This window comes from Bacteroides sp. MSK.20.82, assembly GCF_019052485.1.
In the GTDB taxonomy this organism is placed as follows: Bacteria; Bacteroidota; Bacteroidia; order Bacteroidales; family Bacteroidaceae; genus Bacteroides; species Bacteroides thetaiotaomicron.
In genome coordinates this window covers 48,732-67,023 of record NZ_JAHQUN010000031.1, presented here as the reverse complement: position 1 = coordinate 67,023, position 18,292 = coordinate 48,732, and the positions used below count along the sequence as shown (strand labels likewise).

The following is an 18,292-nucleotide window of genomic DNA, read 5'->3' as shown; positions in this document are numbered from 1 at the left end:
CTTTTATTCATTTTAGTTGATACTTATAGTAGTCAACCAAATCCAGGGTAAGACACTACTGAATGCTGTTCAATAAGTCCACTTTGCCTTCATTGACCAGTTTGAGGATCAGCTCTCCGAACAACGTATTCTGCCATGCAAACCATGCACGGGTAAAGTTTTTCGGGTCGTTTTTGTTGAATGATTCGTGCATGAAGCCGGTGCCTGCATCCGTATCCATCAGCATTTTGATGCAAGTTTTGATTTCTGCGTCATTCTGGCTGGTGAAGGCTTTCATCATGATACTCATGGGCCATATCATGTCATATCCGATATGCGGACCTCCGATACCTTCCCCGGCACTGCCTTTGAAGAAGTAAGGATTGTCTTCGCTCCATACAAACTTGCGGGTATTCTGATAAATCGGATCAGTCACTTTGACGTCACCCAGATAAGGCAAAGCGATGAGACTCGGCACGTTGGCGTCGTCCATCAGTAGCTGATTGCCGAAGCCATCTACCTCGAAAGCATAAATCTTACCGTATTTCGGATGGTTGCAGACAGCATATTTCTTTAATGCTTTTTCTACTTCATCCGCCAGTGCGGTACATTCTTTGGCCAGCGCCGGCTTCTTGTTCACGGTGTTCAGAATTTCGGCAGCTTTGCGCAAGGAAGTGACGGCAAAGAAGTTGGAAGGAACGAGGAACTGGAAAGTTGTAGCGTCATCCGAAGGGCGGAAAGCGGAAGCAATCAGTCCGACAGGTTTCACCGGATTGCCCCAGCCGTCATTGGTCATGGTGTCGAGTGCGCGTTCGGTCTTACGCTGGAATCTGTACGGGCCTTTCGCGTCGTCCTTACGCTGCTGTTCCTTGAACGTCTTCAGCACATTTGCGATGGCCTGCAGCCATTCGTCGGAGAATACGCTGGCATCACCCGTTGTTTTCCAGTAATGGTATGCCAGACGGATCGGGTAGCAGAGAGAGTCGATTTCCCATTTGCGTTCGTGAAGTTCCGGTTTCATGTCCGTCAGGTCGCTCATCCATTCGCCTCCTTCGGAGTTCATGTTGAAGGCGTTGGCGTACGGGTCGATATTGATACATTTAAACTGGCGGTTGATGACTCCTGCCAGCATCTTTTTCAGTTCGGGGTCTTTATTGGCAAGCTGCACATAGGGCCATACCTGCGCACCGGAGTCGCGGAGCCACATGGCGTGGATGTCTCCGGTGTATACAAAAGTGTCCTCTTTTCCGTCGAAGTGAACGGTAGTGTCCAGTGTGTTCGGAAAACAGTTCTCGAACATCCATGCCAGTTTCGCATTGGTCAGTAGTTGCTTGATGTGGTCAATCTGTCGTTCCACTTCCTGCGATACGAATAAGCGCTTGGAGGCTTCGGGACGGTTGGTCTGGTAATTATTGACCCGGGTATTGTCTTGCTGGGTCACAAATTCGCGGTTTTCCATTGCTTGCACGCCGGCAGCGCCCGAAAGTGCTGCGCAGAGGCAAAGTGTTTTGGTTATATTCATGGTAATTGTTTTCTTTAATTCATGTAAGGGTTAATAATCAATGTTTTATTTCTCGATTTCAGCGAACAGCTCGATCAGGCAGGCATTATCGAGCAGCCATTTATAAGGTTCCTCGTTATGTCCTGACCAGTCTCTGCCCAGTAATCCGTTGGCATCCCGATAGTTTCTCCATGCGTGGAGCGCGTTCTCTGCCATCGCACGGACATAAGTCGGGTTGTGGTCAATCTTCTCCAGCGCCTTGAAGCCTCTGAACAGAATCACGTTAAACCACGACATATCCTTGTGTACCTTGACTGACGGGTCTTTCTTATCTGCTTTCGAACGGAAAAAGGCATCGGTTCCCGCGGCTGTCTTCTGGGCATCGCGCAAGTAATCCTTGTCTCCTGTCTCTTCGTACAGTAATACACCTGCCTGAATCATTTGTCCACTGTTGTAGGCGTACTTGTCTTTCGAGACTTTCCCTTTCAGGTTGATATTGTCCCAGTAAAGGAAGTCGTCGGGATCACACAAGTGTTTTCTGGTCCATGCGTAAGTTTCCTTGGCCTTGTCCAGATACTTTTTGTCCTTCGTCAGACGGTATAGCTTGACGCCGAGTACTGTTGACGGGGCATTGGAGCAGGTGTGCTTCGCTTCTTTCTGCTGTTCGCACCAGAAGATTCCTCCGCCCAGTTCGTCACTCCAGCCGCTGTAGATGTATTCGTACAGGGCAATGGCCTTTTTCAGATAGTCGGCCTTCTTTGTGAGGCGGTAGTAGTCGCAGTAATCCAGTGCGATCCAGATGTTGTCATCGTAGTAGCGTCCATGCTGACCGTATTTGACAGGGTACGACTGATAGCATGCCGGAAGGCGTTCTCCGTCCCAGTACTGTTCCAGTCCCGGCAGGATGCGCTTTTCCAGTATCGTCTTGTACTTCTTGTCTCCGGTAGCCTGGTACATGGCTACGCAACCGGACATCATCCCTGAGTAGGGCCACAGAAAGGAGGCCTTCAAGGTTCCGTTCTGCTGTGCTCCGCCCGCCAGATAAGTGATTTTCTGGTCGGGATTCACGGGATATGTTTCGGTAAGCAGCCCGTCTTCCGTCTGATATAAATTCAGAACATTGTCGAGGATAGAGTCGGCAATGGACACGAAAGGATGATTTTTCACCGTTTTTCCGGAAGCGGAAGCGAGGCAAAACAACATACAGGCTACAAAACATATATTTCTCATATGGGTATCAGATTATTTAATGAAGTATTCGGGGTTATTTTTGCTGACGTTGGTCAAACACCAGTTCTACTTTTACAGGGAAATGGTCGGATGGCGTACGTGCTTCATAAGCCTTAATGGTGATCTCTTCCGGACAATCTCTCACGTCCTCCTTTTTACTGTTTTCCCGTACACTCCGATAGGTATCTGTCAGCACACCGTATCTCTTGACGTGGAAAGAAGGTGAAACGAAGATATGGTCGATGCGGCTTTCGGTAAAACTGTTCGGATCGAAGTTGTTGAAAGTTCCGTTGAGCGCATATCGGTAGTCGCACTTCTCGTAAGAATCGCAGAGGACGCCTTTGCTGACAAATGCGTCGTAGGACTGGTGGGTCTGGTCGACGTTGAAGTCTCCCGTCAGGATAGCCGGCAGATTCTTGCCTCTTCCCAGCTCTTTCATCTTTTCCTGTACGAGGAAAGCGCTCTCCACACGGGCTTTCTTGCCGATGTGGTCCATGTGGAGATTGAAGAACAGAAACTCGAAGCCGGTATCTTTGCATTTGAAGTGACCCCAGCTGCAAATACGGGGCAATACGGCATCCCAGCCTTTGCTCGGCACGTCCGGAGTTTCCGACAGCCAGAAATCTCCTTTTTCTACGATGTCGAATTTGTCGGTGCGGTAGAAGATAGCGGAGTGTTCGCCTTTGTCTTTACCGTCGTCGCGGCCTACGCCGATATAATCATAACCGGGAAGGGCTTCTTTCATGTCTTTCAGTTGGTGAAGGAAGCATTCCTGTGTGCCGAAAATATCGAAGTCGTGGTATTGCACGATCTGGGCAATCACCGGATAACGCTGTCCCCAGCCGTCTCCACGGGCGGAGTCGGAACCGTTGGCATTTCTCAGGTTGTAGGAGGCAACGGTGAGCGAAGTAGGCTGATAGCTCTGACAGTTGCAGAAGACTATCGCTGCAAGAACGATAAATAAAAGGTTTCTTAGTTTCATGTTTTCTTTAGTTTGTTTGGATTAGATCATTCATTAAAGCATTCAAAAGTACGACATTTTATTCAAATGAAAGGGAATAGGGAATATCTTTTTCAGTCGTTCCCCGCTGTTTGTTCGGCGTAGGACTCATCTGATACTGGATATTCGCTCCCTTTAGTAATTGGTCGTGCGTCAGATAATTGCGGGTGAATGCCTTGCCATTTACCTTCATATCCTTCACATAACGGTTGTCGGTGTTATTGTTGTTCGCTTTTATTGTGACGGTTTTTCCATTTTCCAGATGCAGCTTGGCTGACTTGAAAAGGGGAGTTCCCAGAATGTACTGATCTGTTCCCGGACAAACGGGGTAGAATCCTAAAGCCGAGAAGACATACCAGGCAGAAGTCTGACCGTTGTCTTCGTCACCGCAATATCCGTCGGGGCCTGCCGTGTAGAGCTTGTCCATGATTTCACGAACCCAATGCTGGGCCTTCCAAGGTTCTCCCGAATAGTTGTAAAGATAAACCATGTGCTGGATAGGCTGGTTGCCGTGAGCGTACTGTCCCATGTTCATTACCTGCATTTCACGCATTTCGTGGATCATGCCACGGCTTTCCATACCCTGTTTGCCCGGAATGACAAAGACGGAATCCATCATGTTGTTGAACTCTTTCTTGCCTCCCATCAGGTCTATCAGCCCTTGCGGATCATGGAATACGCAGAAACTCCAGTGCCAGCTGTTGCCTTCGCAGAACTCGCCGCTCCAGTCTACTGCATCAAATTTGGGGTTGAACACACCTTTGTCGTCTTTGCCTACCATCAGTTTGCGTTCCGGGTGGTAGACGTTCTTGTAGTTCAGTGCACGTTGTTTGAAGATGTCGATTTCGCTTGCCGGTTTGCCCAGTTTCTTGCCTAGCGTGTAGATGGTCCAGTCGTTGTACGCATATTCCAGCGTGCGTGCAACATTCTGTCCTATACCGATATTGTTGGGGACATAACCCAGTTTGTTGTAGGCGTCGTATGCAAGGCGGCCCGAAGCTGTGCCGCGGAGATGGGCGTTTGCGTCATGTTTCAATGCTTCCCAAAGTGTTTCGATGTCATATCCGCGCAGTCCTTTGATATAAGCGTCGGCTACTACGGAAGCAGAGTTGTTGCCGACCATACAGTCACGGTGTCCGGGACTTGCCCATTCCGGAAGGAATCCGCTTTCAAGGTACGCATTGACCAGTCCTTCCTGCATCTTCTGATTCATGGACGGATACATCAGGTTCAGGAATGGGAACAGACAGCGGAACGTATCCCAGAAGCCGGTATCCGTAAACATATACCCCGGCAGCACTTTTCCGTTGTAAGGGCTGTAGTGTACGACCTGTCCTTTGGCGTCTATTTCATAAAAACTGCGTGGGAACAGCATCGAACGATAGAGGCAGGAATAGAAAGTGCGCAGATTGTCGATATTATCGTCTTCCACATCTACTTTGCTCATTTCACGGTTCCAGATGTCTTTTCCTTTAGTGACCAGCTGGTCGAAACTATCCTTGCCCAGTTCTTTGAGATTCAGTTCCGCCTGCTCATAACTGATAAAAGAAGAAGCGACACGTGCGTGAACGATCTCCCCTTTCTGGGTAGCGAATCCGATGATCGCTCCGGTATGGTTGCCCTGAACTTCTGTTTCGTTCGGGAGAATGTTGTTCTCTTTCACGCCGGAAGTAAAGGTAAACGGTTTGTCGAACTGGATGACGAAATAATTCTTGAAGTTCTCCGGCACTCCGCCGCTGTTCTTGGTAGAATAACCGATGATCTTGTTTTCTTCCGGAATCACCTTCACATAAGAGCCTTTGTCGAATGCGTCGATAACGACATAAGCGTTCTTGGTTTCCGGATACGTGAAACGGAACATAACGGCACGCTCCGTCGGAACGAGTTCCGTAGTAACGTCGTGGTCTGCGAGATATACCTTATAATAATAAGGTTTGGCAACCTCCGCCTTGTGCGAGAACCAGCTGGCACGTTGGTCCTGGTCGAATACCAGTCCGCCTGTGATCGGCATGATGGAAAACTGACCGTAGTCGTTCATCCACGGGCTGGGTTGATGTGTTTGTTTGAAGCCCCGGATTTTGTCGGCATCGTAGGTATATGCCCAACCGTCGCCCATTTTACCGGTTTGCGGTGTCCAGAAGTTCATTCCCCACGGCAGTGCCGTAGCCGGATAGGTATTTCCGGTCGATAACTCAAACTTGGACTGCGTTCCTACCAGCGTGCTGACATAGTCTACCGGATTCTTGACGGCAGAAATTTGCATGCTGTACAACACCGCACCTCCAATAAATAACAGGTGTTTAAATGAAAAATGTGTTTTCATGAACAAATGAATTTATGAATAAAATTAGTTTCTGTGACGAAAATAGAGAGAAAAGGAATGCCGCTACCGGAAGTCGAAACACTAAATCGCCCTGTGGCGCTATAATTAACCAAACTGGCACGCATTCTTACATATATTCTGCGCCAAAAAAGTGCTGGAAAGTTTTTTTGTTTACCTTTGTCATATTGCAAATCTAAGGATTCTATGCCATGAAAAAACATTGTATTTTACTTTTCTTCTGCTGCCTTAATCTGCTGATGAATACAGCCGGTGCCTATAATCTGAAGCAGGTTGCTGACAAAGAATATATGTCCAACAGCTCTATTACTTCTCTGTGCCAGGACGACAAAGGACTGATGTGGATCGGCACTTGTGACGGACTCAATATCTATGACGGTCAGGAGATCGAAGAGTTTAAGACCCGTGACAAGGAGGATTACTTATCCGGCAATCAAATTGATAATATTATCTATACCGGCAACGATACTTATTGGTTCCAGACCTATTATAGCCTGATTCGTCTGGACCGTAAAACGAACTCCATTACACGCTTTAATGAGTTTCAGAAACTCTTCTTGATGAATAAGGATAATCATGGCACCTTGTTTATCATTAAAGACACCAACTGCATCTATTATTTTCATAAGAAGGAAGGCATCTTTAAGAAAATCAATGTGACTGGTATCCCGATATCGGATGTCATTACTTTCTTCTTTGATAAAAATAACCGTATGTGGGTGATGATGAAAGGGTATAATCGGTGTTATGACCTGCAACAGGACCCTCTGACGGAGAATATCACTTTAGTATCGCAGAAAAGCGGTTTGGATCATCACACGCCATTGATTTGTAGCTTTTACGATGACGCCGCCGTTTACTATGTGGATAAAGAATACAATCTCTATGCCTTTCATATTGAGAGTAAAAAGAATGAATTTATAGCTAACCTGGGAGCGAACATACAGGCGCATGACAAGATTTCCTCCATTGTTAAATATCATGATAGCTTTTTTGTCGGCTTAATGATGGACGGTGTTCTGACGTTGGAAAAACAAAAGGGCAGCGGTGAATATCAGATTCAGACCTTACCTATAAATAGCGGAACATTCAGCCTGATAAAAGACCGCTTTCAGGATGTTGTCTGGATTGGTACGGATGGGCAGGGCGTTTATCTTTACTCAAATCCTCTTTATTCTATAAAATCGGTGGTACTGAATAACTATACCGAAAAGATAGAACGGCCCGTGCGTGCTTTGCTGCTTGACAAGGAGCGTACTTTTTGGATCGGTACCAAAGGGAATGGAATACTTAAAATTTTTGATTATGAGGTACAAAAGAATATCTCGGACTGCCGCTCGGAGATACTGACAACATCGAACAGTGGTTTAGGCAGTAATGCGGTCTACTGTATCAGAGAAAGTAACCGTAACTTGCTATGGATCGGTGATGAAGAAGGACTGAACTTTTATTCGTATCGTGAACGCCGTATCAAGAAACTTCCTCTCTGGATTGATAATGAGGAATTCAAATACATACATGATATTTATGAAACGGAGGACTCGGAATTGTGGCTGGCCAGTGTGGGGATGGGAGTAGTCAGAGCGCGTATCGGAGGTACACCGGATCATCCGGTTCTTGAAAAGTTACAACGATATGTGGTCAATGGCGGAGAATTCGGCTCTAATTACTTCTTTACGATCTGCAAGGGGGACAGTCTGAACCTGTTGTTCGGCAATATGGGATACGGGGTATACCGCTTCAATGAAACGATCAACGGATTGGAACCGCTGACCACTCATAAGTATGAGAATATGAACTTGAACAAGGTAGTACCTATTATAAAAGATGATGCGGACAATTATTTGATCGGTACTACTTATGGAGTCATCAAGTATGCCTCAGAAAACTCTTATCAACTGTTTAATGCGAAAGACGGTTTTCTGAACAGTACTATTCATGCCATTCTGAGGCATTCGTCCGATAACTTCTGGCTGAGTACGAATCAGGGATTGATTAATTTTGATACCAAAAGAAATGTATTCCGCTCTTACGGCTTTGGCGACGGGCTTAAAGTCGTCGAATTTAGTGACGGAGCTTCCTACAGAGACCCGCAAACGGGTATACTGTTTTTTGGAGGAATCAACGGCTTTGTAGCTATTCAGGCAGACGGACGTCCCGAACAGCTTTATATGCCTCCCATCTACTTTGACAAACTCTCTATCTTTGGAGAACAATACAACCTTGGAGAGTTTATCACCCGTAAAAAGGAGAATGAAGTACTGAATCTGAAATACGATCAGAACTTCTTTGCTGTTTCATTCACCTCTGTCGATTATCTGAACGGAAATAACTGCACCTATTCTTATAAACTGAAAGGATTGAGTGACCAGTGGATTAATAATGGTAAAGAAAGTTCTGTCTCTTTCACGAACATGGCTCCCGGCGAATATACGTTATTGGTGAAGTACTACAATAGTGTATTCGATAAAGAAAGTGAAGTCTATTCTTTGTTGATACGGATCGGCGACCCGTGGTACGCCTCTTGGTGGGCATATCTCATTTATTCTTTATGTCTGCTTATGATAGCCGCCATGCTGGTACGTTCGTTTATTCTCCGCACCAAACGGAAAAAGCAGGAACTGCTGAATGAAATAGAGAAACGCCATCAAAAGAATGTATTCGAGTCGAAACTTCGTTTCTTCACTAATATAGCTCACGAGTTCTGTACCCCGTTGACTCTTATCTACGGTCCTTGCGGACGTATCCTTTCATCAAAAGGACTCAGTAAATTCGTAGTCGATTATGTTCAGATGATTCAGACGAACGCGGAACGTTTGAATAACCTGATTCATGAACTGATCGAATTCCGCCGTATCGAAACCGGAAACCGGGAAGTGAGGATCGAGGCCCTGAATGTATCTTCCTTAATGAAAAATACGGCAAAAACCTTTGTCGATATGGCTAAATCCCGGAATATCACGTTCCTGAGCAAGATACCCGAGCAAGTTTCCTGGAACTCAGACAAAGGTTTTCTGAATACTATTATTATCAATCTGATATCCAATGCCTTCAAGTATACTCCGGATGGGAAAAGTATCAAAATAGAAGTGGATACCAACGATGAAAACCTGCTGGTTCTCCGGGTTGCCAATGAGGGAAGTACGATTAAAGAAGAAGACTTTCAATATGTTTTCAACCGTTATGCTATCCTGGATAGCTTTGAAAACCAGGATGAAAAGAACTTCTCCCGTAATGGGCTGGGACTTGCCATTTCCTACAATATGGCGAAATTGCTGAATGGTACGCTGAAGGTGGAAAATACGCCTGACGGCTGGGTATTGTTTACTTTATCATTGCCTCCGCTGGAAGTGACTACCGGCGTATCGTCTTCTAAACGAATCACTTCGGAATACATTCCAAAAATAGAGTCGCAACTGGTGCTGAAACTTCCTCACTATGAATTTGACAAGATGCGGCCTACATTGCTGGTGATTGATGATGAACTGGAAATGTTGTGGTTCATCGGGGAAATCTTCTCTAACGATTTTAATGTGGTCACCCTGCAGGAGCCGGAACGGGTGGAGCAGGTATTGAATGAAGTTTATCCGAATGTGATCATTTGCGATATCATGATGCCGGGAATTGGCGGTATCGAATTGACGAAACGGATTAAGTCGGTGAAGGAAACGGCACATATACCTATTATTATGGTTTCCGGCCGGCATGAAATGGAACAGCAGATGGCTGCACTTTCTGCAGGAGCCGAGATGTATATCACCAAACCGTTTAATGCGGAATATCTCCGTATCTCTGTTTGTCAGATGTTGGAACGTAAGGAAGTACTGAAGGATTATTTCAGTTCAGCAATCAGCTCTTTTGAAAAGACAGATGGTAAACTGACACATAAGGAATCGAAAAAGTTCCAGCAATCTGTTCTGAAGATTATCAATGACCATATTCAGGAGAAGGAACTGACTCCCCGTTTCATAGCCGATCATTTGGCTATCAGCGTTCGCAGCCTTTACCGGAAAATGGAGGAGATGGGGGAAGAAAGCCCTACGATTATGATTAAGGAGTGTCGTTTGCATGTAGCGAAAGATTTGCTGCTGAAAACGAAAAAGACGATTGATGAAATTGTATTCGAAGCCGGATTCTCTAATAAGGTCACTTTCTTTAAGGTATTCCGTGAAAAGTACGGATGCACGCCAAAAGAATTCCGGACCAAACACTTGGAAGAAGTACAATAATCAGTCCCTTCTATTGACTGTCTGTATAGCATAACGAGAGTTTTCCCTGGAGGTGAAGAGTCTGATTACACTGAGAGAATATGCTCTATAGCAGGTTTGTAAGCGAGTAAATGTCTATGCCAAAAAAGTAAATAAGAAGTTCGTTTTCCTGTTATCGATATTCTGAATCTTATCTCAGTCTTCATTGCGGGGAATTTAACTTTTAAAGAAAACCGGAATATTATCAAATCATGCCAAAATAGTAAATATCCCTGCCGTGTGGCATAAAACACGAAGAAGGAAAACTCAGAATTTTGGCAAACACGCTAATTTTGCTGATGCAATAAAGAAGCAGGAATATATATAATATGTTTAACTAAATATCTCATGAAACTATGAATCAACAACACGATCCTCCGCTTAATTTATTTAAGTATGCAATGATTCCTTTTTACCTTTTATTTCATTTTGTTTGAATTAAATTTAATATCTTATGAAATCCAATTTATTTATGAAGCGTAAGCTTGAAATCGGACTTACCTTATTAATAGGAATGTCTGCCTTTTGGGGTTGCAACAATGACTTGGCTCCGATACGCCAAAATCAAGCCTTACCTCCCGATTTGAGTAAACACTCTGTTTTCGAAAGTTTCTCTCCCGACAGTGGTGGTATCGGAACACAGTTAATCATCCGTGGAAAAAATTTCGGTTCCGATCCAAGTTATGTGAAGGTCACTGTAAATAACAAGGAAGCAGCTATTGTAGGAATGGACGATGAGGTAATCTATGCCATCGTTCCCGCACGTGCAGATACAGGTTATGTTCGTCTGTTTATAGGTAAAGACGAAAATATAGAAGAGTATGCTTCCGAGACAAAATTCCGTTATCAGTTTAAGCGTAATGTGACGACGATGGTGGGACAACATGGTATGAAGGGTCGTGAGGACGGCAGCTATGCTGCTTCCAAGCTGCAAAGAACCTGGTTCTTGCTGACTGATAAAGACGGTTCGGTATTCTTTATAGATGAAGGACGTGGTCAGACACAGAATGGTGCTTTGCGCCGTGCACGTAATGGTGAAGTGGAAACTTTGGTGCAGTGCTCCAGCGGTCCGTTTCAGTCACCTACCTGTCTGGCATTCAGTCCGGCTCAGGACACTCTTTATATCTCTCAGTATTCCTATACGGATGAGAGTAATACCAAGACTGACTTCAATATTATTTATGTAACGCGCGAAGGTGGATTCGTGGATGTAAGAGGACTTTGCAGAGCGAAGAAAGTCGGCACTACAGGACTGGCAGTACATCCCAAAACAGGGGAAGTGTTCTTCTGTAATAAAGGTACTGGCTATGTGTATCGTTTTGACGGACCGAGCTACGAAGACTTTACCCCTCTCTTCCGAATTAACAATGCAACGGAAATTGAAACCCGTATGACTTTCAATACCGAAGGTACGATCCTTTATGTAGCGGTATGTAACCGCCATTGTATCTATCAGGTTCCTTATGATGCTGCTACACACACTTTTGGGAATCCGGTTCTTTTTGTCGGCGCATGGGATGAAAGTGGCTATATCAATGGTACAGGTGCGACTGTCCGTCTGAATAAGCCGGAGCAGATGGCATTTGATGAAGACGGAAATATGTTTGTTCCCGAACGTAATAACCACATTATTCGTAAAATCACACCGGCAGGTTCCGCTTCTCTGTACGCCGGTCAACCCGAGCAGAGTGGATTTGGTGACGGTTTGCCCGAAGAAGCAAAATTCAATCAGCCCGAATGTGTGACGGTTTATCCGGACAACTCGGTCTATGTGGCTGACCGCGATAACCATGTTATTCGTCGTGTGACAGTAGAATAAATAATCTATAAAAAGAATTATCCATGAATAATATTCAAAAATATATCGTATTACTCTTGACGGTAATGCTGCTCGTGCCTGATAGTGCATGGGCACAGGAGAACAAGCAGGAATTTGTAATCAAGGGGGTAGTGGAAGATAATCTTGGTCCTGTTGCCGGTGCGTCGATTGTTGCTAAAAATCAGCCGGGCGTCGGTACAATTACCAACTTAGATGGAGAGTTTACCATAAAGGTGGGAGCTTATGATGTACTTCAAGTGACTTTTATTGGTTATCAGACAGTTGAAATTCCTGTGTTATCGATCAAAGACCGGAATAATCTGAAAGTGAAAATTGTAGAAGATAACCGTAAGATTGATGAGGTGGTGATTACTGCCAGTGGTATCCAGAAGAAAAAGACCTTGACCGGTGCCATTACCAATGTTGATATCAAACAGTTGAATGCTCCGGGAGCTAATCTTTCGAATGCATTGGCAGGTGTTGTACCGGGTATCATAGCGATGCAAACCAGCGGTGAACCGGGTGAAAATATGTCAGAGTTCTGGATCCGTGGTATGAGTACATTTGGTGCCAAGTCAGGAGCTTTAATACTGGTGGATGGGGTAGAACGTAGCTTTAATGAGATTCCGGTAGAAGATATTGAATCATTCTCCGTGTTGAAGGATGCGTCGGCAACTGCCATTTACGGACAACGTGGTGCAAATGGTGTTGTCCTGATTACTACCAAACGTGGTGAAAAAGGGAAAGTGAAGATTAATGTGAAAACCGGTTTCAGCTGGAATACTCCGGTGAAGGTTCCTGAATATGCAAATGCTTATGATTGGGCGAGTTTGGCTAATGAGGCTTTGGAGGGACGTTATGAAAGCCCTCTGTATACAAGTGAAGAGATGAATATTATCCGGTATGGACTGGACTCTGATCTTTATCCGAATGTAGACTGGAGAGACTTGATGCTGAAAAGTGGAGCTCCCAGCTATTATGCCAATATTAATTTCTCCGGTGGTAGCGATAATGTACGTTATTTCGTATCGGGACAGTATACCAGTGAAGACGGACGTTACCGTACTTCCAGTTCTGAAAATAAATACAATACAAATACGACGTATGAACGTTGGAACTATCGTGCGAATGTAGATATGAACTTAACCCGTTCAACGATATTGAAAGTGAGTGTAGGCGGATGGTTGGTTAACCGCAATTCTCCACAGAGCGATGCGGATGATATTTGGAAATCCTTTGCTTACTATACTCCGCTGTCTTCTCCGCGTAAATGGTCTACAGGTCAATGGCCGGTTGTTAATGGCATGACTACGCCTGAGTATCAGATGACTCAAACCGGATATCGCACTATTTGGGAAAGCAAAGTAGAAAGTAGCGTTGCTTTGGATCAGGACTTGTCGTTTATAACGAAAGGCTTGAAATTTTCCGGAGTCTTTGCTTTTGATACCTATAATAAGAATACTATCCGCCGTTCTAAAGCGCAAGAGTTGTGGTCTGCGGAATATTCTCGTGACGCAAACGGTAATCTGGTGTTGAAGAGAGTACAGAATGCTGCTGCAATGTCTCAGAAGAAAATAGTGGAAGGTGATAAACGTTATTATTTGCAAGCTTCTTTGGATTATAGCCGATTGTTCGCTCAGAAACATCGCGTTGGAGTGTTTGCTATGGTCTATCAGCAAGAGACTACTGACGTCAATTTTGATGAGAGTGATTTGATGGGATCTATTCCTCATCGTAACTTGGCTTATTCGGGACGTTTTACTTATGCTTTCCAAGATAAGTATATGGCAGAATTTAACTGGGGTTATACAGGTTCCGAGAATTTTGAACATGGAAAGCAATTTGGCTTTTTCCCGGCCGTATCTGCCGGATGGGTAGTTTCGGAAGAATCGTTTGTGAAGAAAGCGATGCCGTGGTTGGATCTGTTTAAGATTAGAGCTTCTTATGGTGAGGTGGGTAATGACCAGTTGAGAACTAGCTTGACCGATGATAAGACACGCCGCTTCCCTTATATATCTTTGGTAAGTACGGATGATGGAGGATCGTATACTTTTGGTGAATTTGGTACTAACAAAGTACAAGGTTATCGTATTAAAACACTGGGAACATCGAATTTGACCTGGGAGGTTGCCAAGAAGTATGATATCGGTGTGGATTTCAGTATCTTTAATGGGAAAGTCACCGGAACAGTAGATTACTTTGTTGATAAACGGGATGATATCTTTATGCAACGCAATCAAATGCCGCTGACAACCGGTCTTGCCGACCAAACGCCTATGGCCAATGTAGGTAAGATGAAATCAGTCGGATGGGATGGAAATATCGCTTTCACCCAGCAGATTGGACAGGTGAGCCTGCAACTACGTGGTAATTTTACTTATCAGAAAACTGATATTTTGGATATGGATGAGGCCGCCAATGAATTATGGTACAAGATGAATAAAGGTTTCCAATTGAATCAGAGCCGTGGTTTTATCGCCCTGGGTTTGTTTAAAGATCAGGAAGACATTGACAGAAGTCCTTCTCAGGCATCTTTGGCTAACAAAACAATACTTCCGGGAGATATTAAATATAAAGATGTGAATGGTGACGGAGTCATCACAACGGATGATGAGGTACCTTTGGGATATCGTCAGCAGCCGGGACTTCAGTATGGTATCGGCTTGAGCGCCAGTTGGAAGAACTGGAACTTTAGTATGCTTCTTCAAGGAACCGGTAAATGTGACTTTTTCGTAGGCGGCAGTGGACCTCATGCTTTCCATGACGGTCGTACGGGTAATATTCTGCAAGTAATGGTAGATGGTAATCGTTGGATTCCAAAGGAAATTTCGGGCACGGAAGCTACGGAAAATCCGAATGCCGACTGGCCTCGCCTGACTTATGGAAACAACAATATGAACAACCGGGCATCTACATTCTGGTTGAAGGACAGAAAATATCTGCGCTTAAGAAATGTGGAACTTTCTTATGACTTTCCTCAGGTATGGACACGCAAGTTCCTTGTGAGTAATCTGCGTCTTGGATTTATCGGACAGAACTTGTTTACTTGGGCACCGTTTGACTGGTGGGATCCGGAAGGTACAAATGAATCGGGAAGTAGCTATCCGATTAATAAAACTTTCTCCTGTTATCTTCAATTTAGCTTTTAAATCAAAAACTACGAATTATGAAAAGAATACTTTATACCATATTGCTGGCTATAGGTACATTGTCCTTCTCGTCATGTACCGATTATATCAATGTGGACAAATACTTTTATGATCAGGTATCTTTGGACTCCGCTTTCTCCAAACGTGTGTATGTGGAAGGATGGTTGTCGAGTGCATACAGTGTAATGGATTATATTGGTGAATATAGAGAGCCATTTCGCTGGGCTAGTGATGACCTTTACCATCCGGATATGAAGGATTATGTGGAAGGAAACTATAGTGCTGATAATCAGCTTGGAGACGAGGCAGAAGCGCGGAAGGGAGAATCACGTTTATGGAAATATTATGAGGGAATTCGAAAGGCTTCCACTTTCATCGTAAATGTAGATCGCTGTCCGGAACTGACGATGGATGAAATAGCCGATATGAAAGGACAGGCACGTTTCTTGCGTGCTTATTGTTACTGGGCTTTAATACGCGTCTATGGTCCCGTACCTTTGATTCCTTTGGAAGGACTGGATGTGAATCTTTCTTATGAAGAACTTTCCTTGCCACGAGAGCATTTTGATAATCTGGTTGATTTTATAGATCAGGAATTGGCTGAATCAGCCCGTTCACTACCGACTAAAAGAACGGTCAACAATCTTGGACGTCCGACTCGCGGAGCTGCATTAGGACTTCGTTCACGTGTGTTGCTTTATGCGGCCAGCCCGCTTTTCAACGGAAATACGGATTTCTTTAATGTGAAAGACTGCTATGGTAATCAATTAGTGTCTCAGACCTATGATGAAACAAAGTGGGCGAAAGCGGCGGCAGCTGCTAAGGATGTGATTGAATTGGCTAAGGCTTCCGGTCTGTATGAACTGTATGTTGTAGCGCCGAAAGCGACCGTTCTGCCTTCACAACGTCCTCCTCATAATGCACTTTATTCGGATAAGAACTATCCGGAAGGTTGGGCGGACGTAGACCCGTTACTTTCTTATAAGTCCAACTTTGACGGTACGATTCTGGGATCGAAAAATCCGGAACTTATATTTACCCGGACAAGAATTGGAACAGGACATATCAATGACTGGGCTTACCAATCTACGCCAAAGACTTTAAAAGGAAACAATCGGTTGGCTGTTACTCAGAAGCAGGTCGATGCGTATGCGATGAATGACGGACGTTCTATCACAGAGGCGGAAGCTACCGGTGATTACGTAACACAAGGTTTCACGACACAGGCGTATGCTGTGGCGAATCCTTTCCTGCCGGCTAAGGTGAATTTGATGTACAATAATCGTGAACCACGCTTCTATGCGTCCATCGCTTATAATGGTTCGGTTTGGGAAGCTTCCAGTGCTTCTGAATCTGAATTCCGCGATCAACAGATATTCTATTATCGTGGTCTGAACGATGGCAAACAGGGATTTAAGGAAGAATGTCCACTGACAGGAGTTACTTTAAAGAAGTTTTATAATTCGGAAGATTCACGGACTGAAGGCGGATATCTGGTTGATAAAACAGAGATGACCATTCGTTATGGTGAAATTCTTCTGATTTATGCCGAAGCGTTGAATGAGTTGACTTCGGGACAAGTTTACCATCTGACTACCTATACCGGAGCTGATGTAGAGATTCAGCGCAGTGTAGATGAAATGCGTTATGCTATCAAACGTATCCGTATGCGTGCCGGAGTACCTGACTATTCAGAGGAGACTTATAATAACCCGAACGATTTCCGTGTGAAATTGAAAAGAGAACGCCAGATAGAGTTATTGGGTGAGAATAGTATGCGCTACTTTGATTTACGCCGTTGGAAAGATGCTATGACAGAAGAAAACCAGTTATTGCAGGGGTGTAACATTAATATCAGTGATGATGAAACGCGTATTGCTGATTTTTATAAACAGACTATCATCACCTCGGTACACAAAGTGTTTGAACAGAAAATGTATTTGTGGCCTTTCCCGACTTACGAGCTGAAACGTAACGTGAATATGACGCAGAATCCTGAATGGTAAAACTAAATAAAATTGGCTTATTATGAAAAAAATAATATCTATATACGGAATAATGGGAAGTCTGCTGATCGCTATGCTGCCCGGAGTTTCTTCATGCGATAAATTGGAAGATGAATTATTCAAGAAGAATACATATATCATTCATAATGGTTGGCAGGATTACTCATTGGAGGTAGCTGACGATAATACCACCGTACTTCCTGTATATTTCGGAGTAAATGGAACATCGGGAAATGATAAGGAAATTCATATAACGATGGAAGTTGACCCGGATACGCTGGATGCGTATAATAAGGACAAGTATAAGAGTCAGACGGACTTATATTATAAGATATTGCCGGAAGGAACCTATACGTTTGATGCCGATTCATGGAATATTAAAAGTGGAGAATTGAATGCGGCGGCTTATATCCATATCGACCTGAACAAGATCAGAGAAGTAGGCAACTTGTATAATGATTATGTACTTCCCTTGCGCATCACTTCTTCTACAGGAGAAGAGATGGGAGCGAATAAATATACGAAAGTATTGGCACATATCGGTTTCAAGAACGATTATTCAGGTATTTATAGTGGTAAGGGCGTTGTGACACAACAGGGAACAACTTATACGACTGAAACGACCAGCACACAACTTTATGCAATTAATAATAATACCTGCTATATGTTTGTGGGCGAGAAGACACGTTCCAACACTACGGACTATCTGAATTATGTGGTTGAAATAGAACGTGATGATTTCGGAGACATAACGTTAACCAGCCATGTGGATGGATTGAAGTTTAAACCTTATAGTGCCAAACTCAGTCGTAAATATACGTATAACTATACAGACCAACGTTATTATACAGAAATTACTACCATTGAATTGGCTTATGAATATCAGGACTCTGCACAGGGCGAATCATTAATGATGTCGTTCGAAGGTACTTTCTCCATGTCAAGAGATGTATTGAGAGTAGACTATCCTAATGTAGACGTAGAAGAGTAATTTACCTTAGTTATAATATATATGAAAGT

The 18,292-nt window shown here is 44.1% G+C and carries 8 protein-coding genes and 1 pseudogene; 5 read left to right on the top strand and 4 right to left on the bottom strand.

The window, feature by feature from the left end:
• Positions 1-55 precede the first annotated feature (55 nt).
• The 4 genes and pseudogenes from KTR07_RS19845 to KTR07_RS19830 form a co-directional block, all read right to left on the bottom strand.
• Positions 56-1,378: pseudogene (locus KTR07_RS19845) on the bottom strand (glycoside hydrolase family 125 protein); the annotation flags it as partial.
• Between the two features lie 168 nt (positions 1,379-1,546).
• Positions 1,547-2,710 (bottom strand): glycoside hydrolase family 76 protein, encoded by a 1,164-nt coding sequence (locus tag KTR07_RS19840; protein WP_008762719.1) that lies wholly within the window; start codon positions 2,708-2,710, stop codon positions 1,547-1,549.
• A 34-nt stretch (positions 2,711-2,744) separates the two neighbouring features.
• On the bottom strand, positions 2,745-3,692 hold the full coding sequence (locus tag KTR07_RS19835; protein WP_008762720.1) for an endonuclease/exonuclease/phosphatase family protein: 948 nt from the start codon (positions 3,690-3,692) through the stop codon (positions 2,745-2,747).
• Positions 3,693-3,750: 58 nt separating this feature from the next.
• Positions 3,751-6,033: a GH92 family glycosyl hydrolase gene (locus tag KTR07_RS19830; protein ID WP_048698575.1), complete on the bottom strand. Its 2,283-nt coding sequence runs from the start codon at positions 6,031-6,033 to the stop codon at positions 3,751-3,753.
• A 209-nt stretch (positions 6,034-6,242) separates the two neighbouring features.
• Here KTR07_RS19830 and KTR07_RS19825 point away from each other — a divergent pair, with 209 nt between their 5' ends.
• The 5 genes from KTR07_RS19825 to KTR07_RS19805 all read left to right on the top strand — a co-directional run bounded on the left by KTR07_RS19825 (position 6,243) and on the right by KTR07_RS19805 (position 18,263).
• On the top strand, positions 6,243-10,280 hold the full coding sequence (locus tag KTR07_RS19825; RefSeq protein WP_117981089.1) for a hybrid sensor histidine kinase/response regulator transcription factor: 4,038 nt from the start codon (positions 6,243-6,245) through the stop codon (positions 10,278-10,280).
• 472 nt (positions 10,281-10,752) lie between these two features.
• Positions 10,753-12,117 carry an IPT/TIG domain-containing protein gene (locus KTR07_RS19820; protein WP_022470864.1) on the top strand — a complete coding sequence of 455 codons (1,365 nt, stop codon included), beginning with the start codon at positions 10,753-10,755 and terminating at the stop codon, positions 12,115-12,117.
• Positions 12,118-12,140: 23 nt separating this feature from the next.
• Positions 12,141-15,266: a TonB-dependent receptor gene (locus KTR07_RS19815; RefSeq protein ID WP_022470863.1), complete on the top strand. Its 3,126-nt coding sequence runs from the start codon at positions 12,141-12,143 to the stop codon at positions 15,264-15,266.
• A gap of 17 nt (positions 15,267-15,283) precedes the next feature.
• Positions 15,284-17,272, top strand: coding sequence for a RagB/SusD family nutrient uptake outer membrane protein (locus tag KTR07_RS19810; RefSeq protein WP_022470862.1), 1,989 nt, complete (start codon positions 15,284-15,286; stop codon positions 17,270-17,272).
• Between the two features lie 22 nt (positions 17,273-17,294).
• Positions 17,295-18,263, top strand: coding sequence for a BT_3987 domain-containing protein (locus KTR07_RS19805; protein ID WP_008766942.1), 969 nt, complete (start codon positions 17,295-17,297; stop codon positions 18,261-18,263).
• Positions 18,264-18,292 lie beyond the last annotated feature (29 nt).

Coding starts and splice junctions, on each gene's coding strand:
- KTR07_RS19810 (WP_022470862.1), top strand. CDS start 15,284: ATGAAAAGAATACTTTATACCATATTGCTGGCTATAGGTACATTGTCC.
- KTR07_RS19820 (WP_022470864.1), top strand. CDS start 10,753: ATGAAATCCAATTTATTTATGAAGCGTAAGCTTGAAATCGGACTTACC.
- KTR07_RS19835 (WP_008762720.1), bottom strand. CDS start 3,692: ATGAAACTAAGAAACCTTTTATTTATCGTTCTTGCAGCGATAGTCTTC.
- KTR07_RS19840 (WP_008762719.1), bottom strand. CDS start 2,710: ATGAGAAATATATGTTTTGTAGCCTGTATGTTGTTTTGCCTCGCTTCC.
- KTR07_RS19815 (WP_022470863.1), top strand. CDS start 12,141: ATGAATAATATTCAAAAATATATCGTATTACTCTTGACGGTAATGCTG.
- KTR07_RS19830 (WP_048698575.1), bottom strand. CDS start 6,033: ATGAAAACACATTTTTCATTTAAACACCTGTTATTTATTGGAGGTGCG.
- KTR07_RS19805 (WP_008766942.1), top strand. CDS start 17,295: ATGAAAAAAATAATATCTATATACGGAATAATGGGAAGTCTGCTGATC.
- KTR07_RS19825 (WP_117981089.1), top strand. CDS start 6,243: ATGAAAAAACATTGTATTTTACTTTTCTTCTGCTGCCTTAATCTGCTG.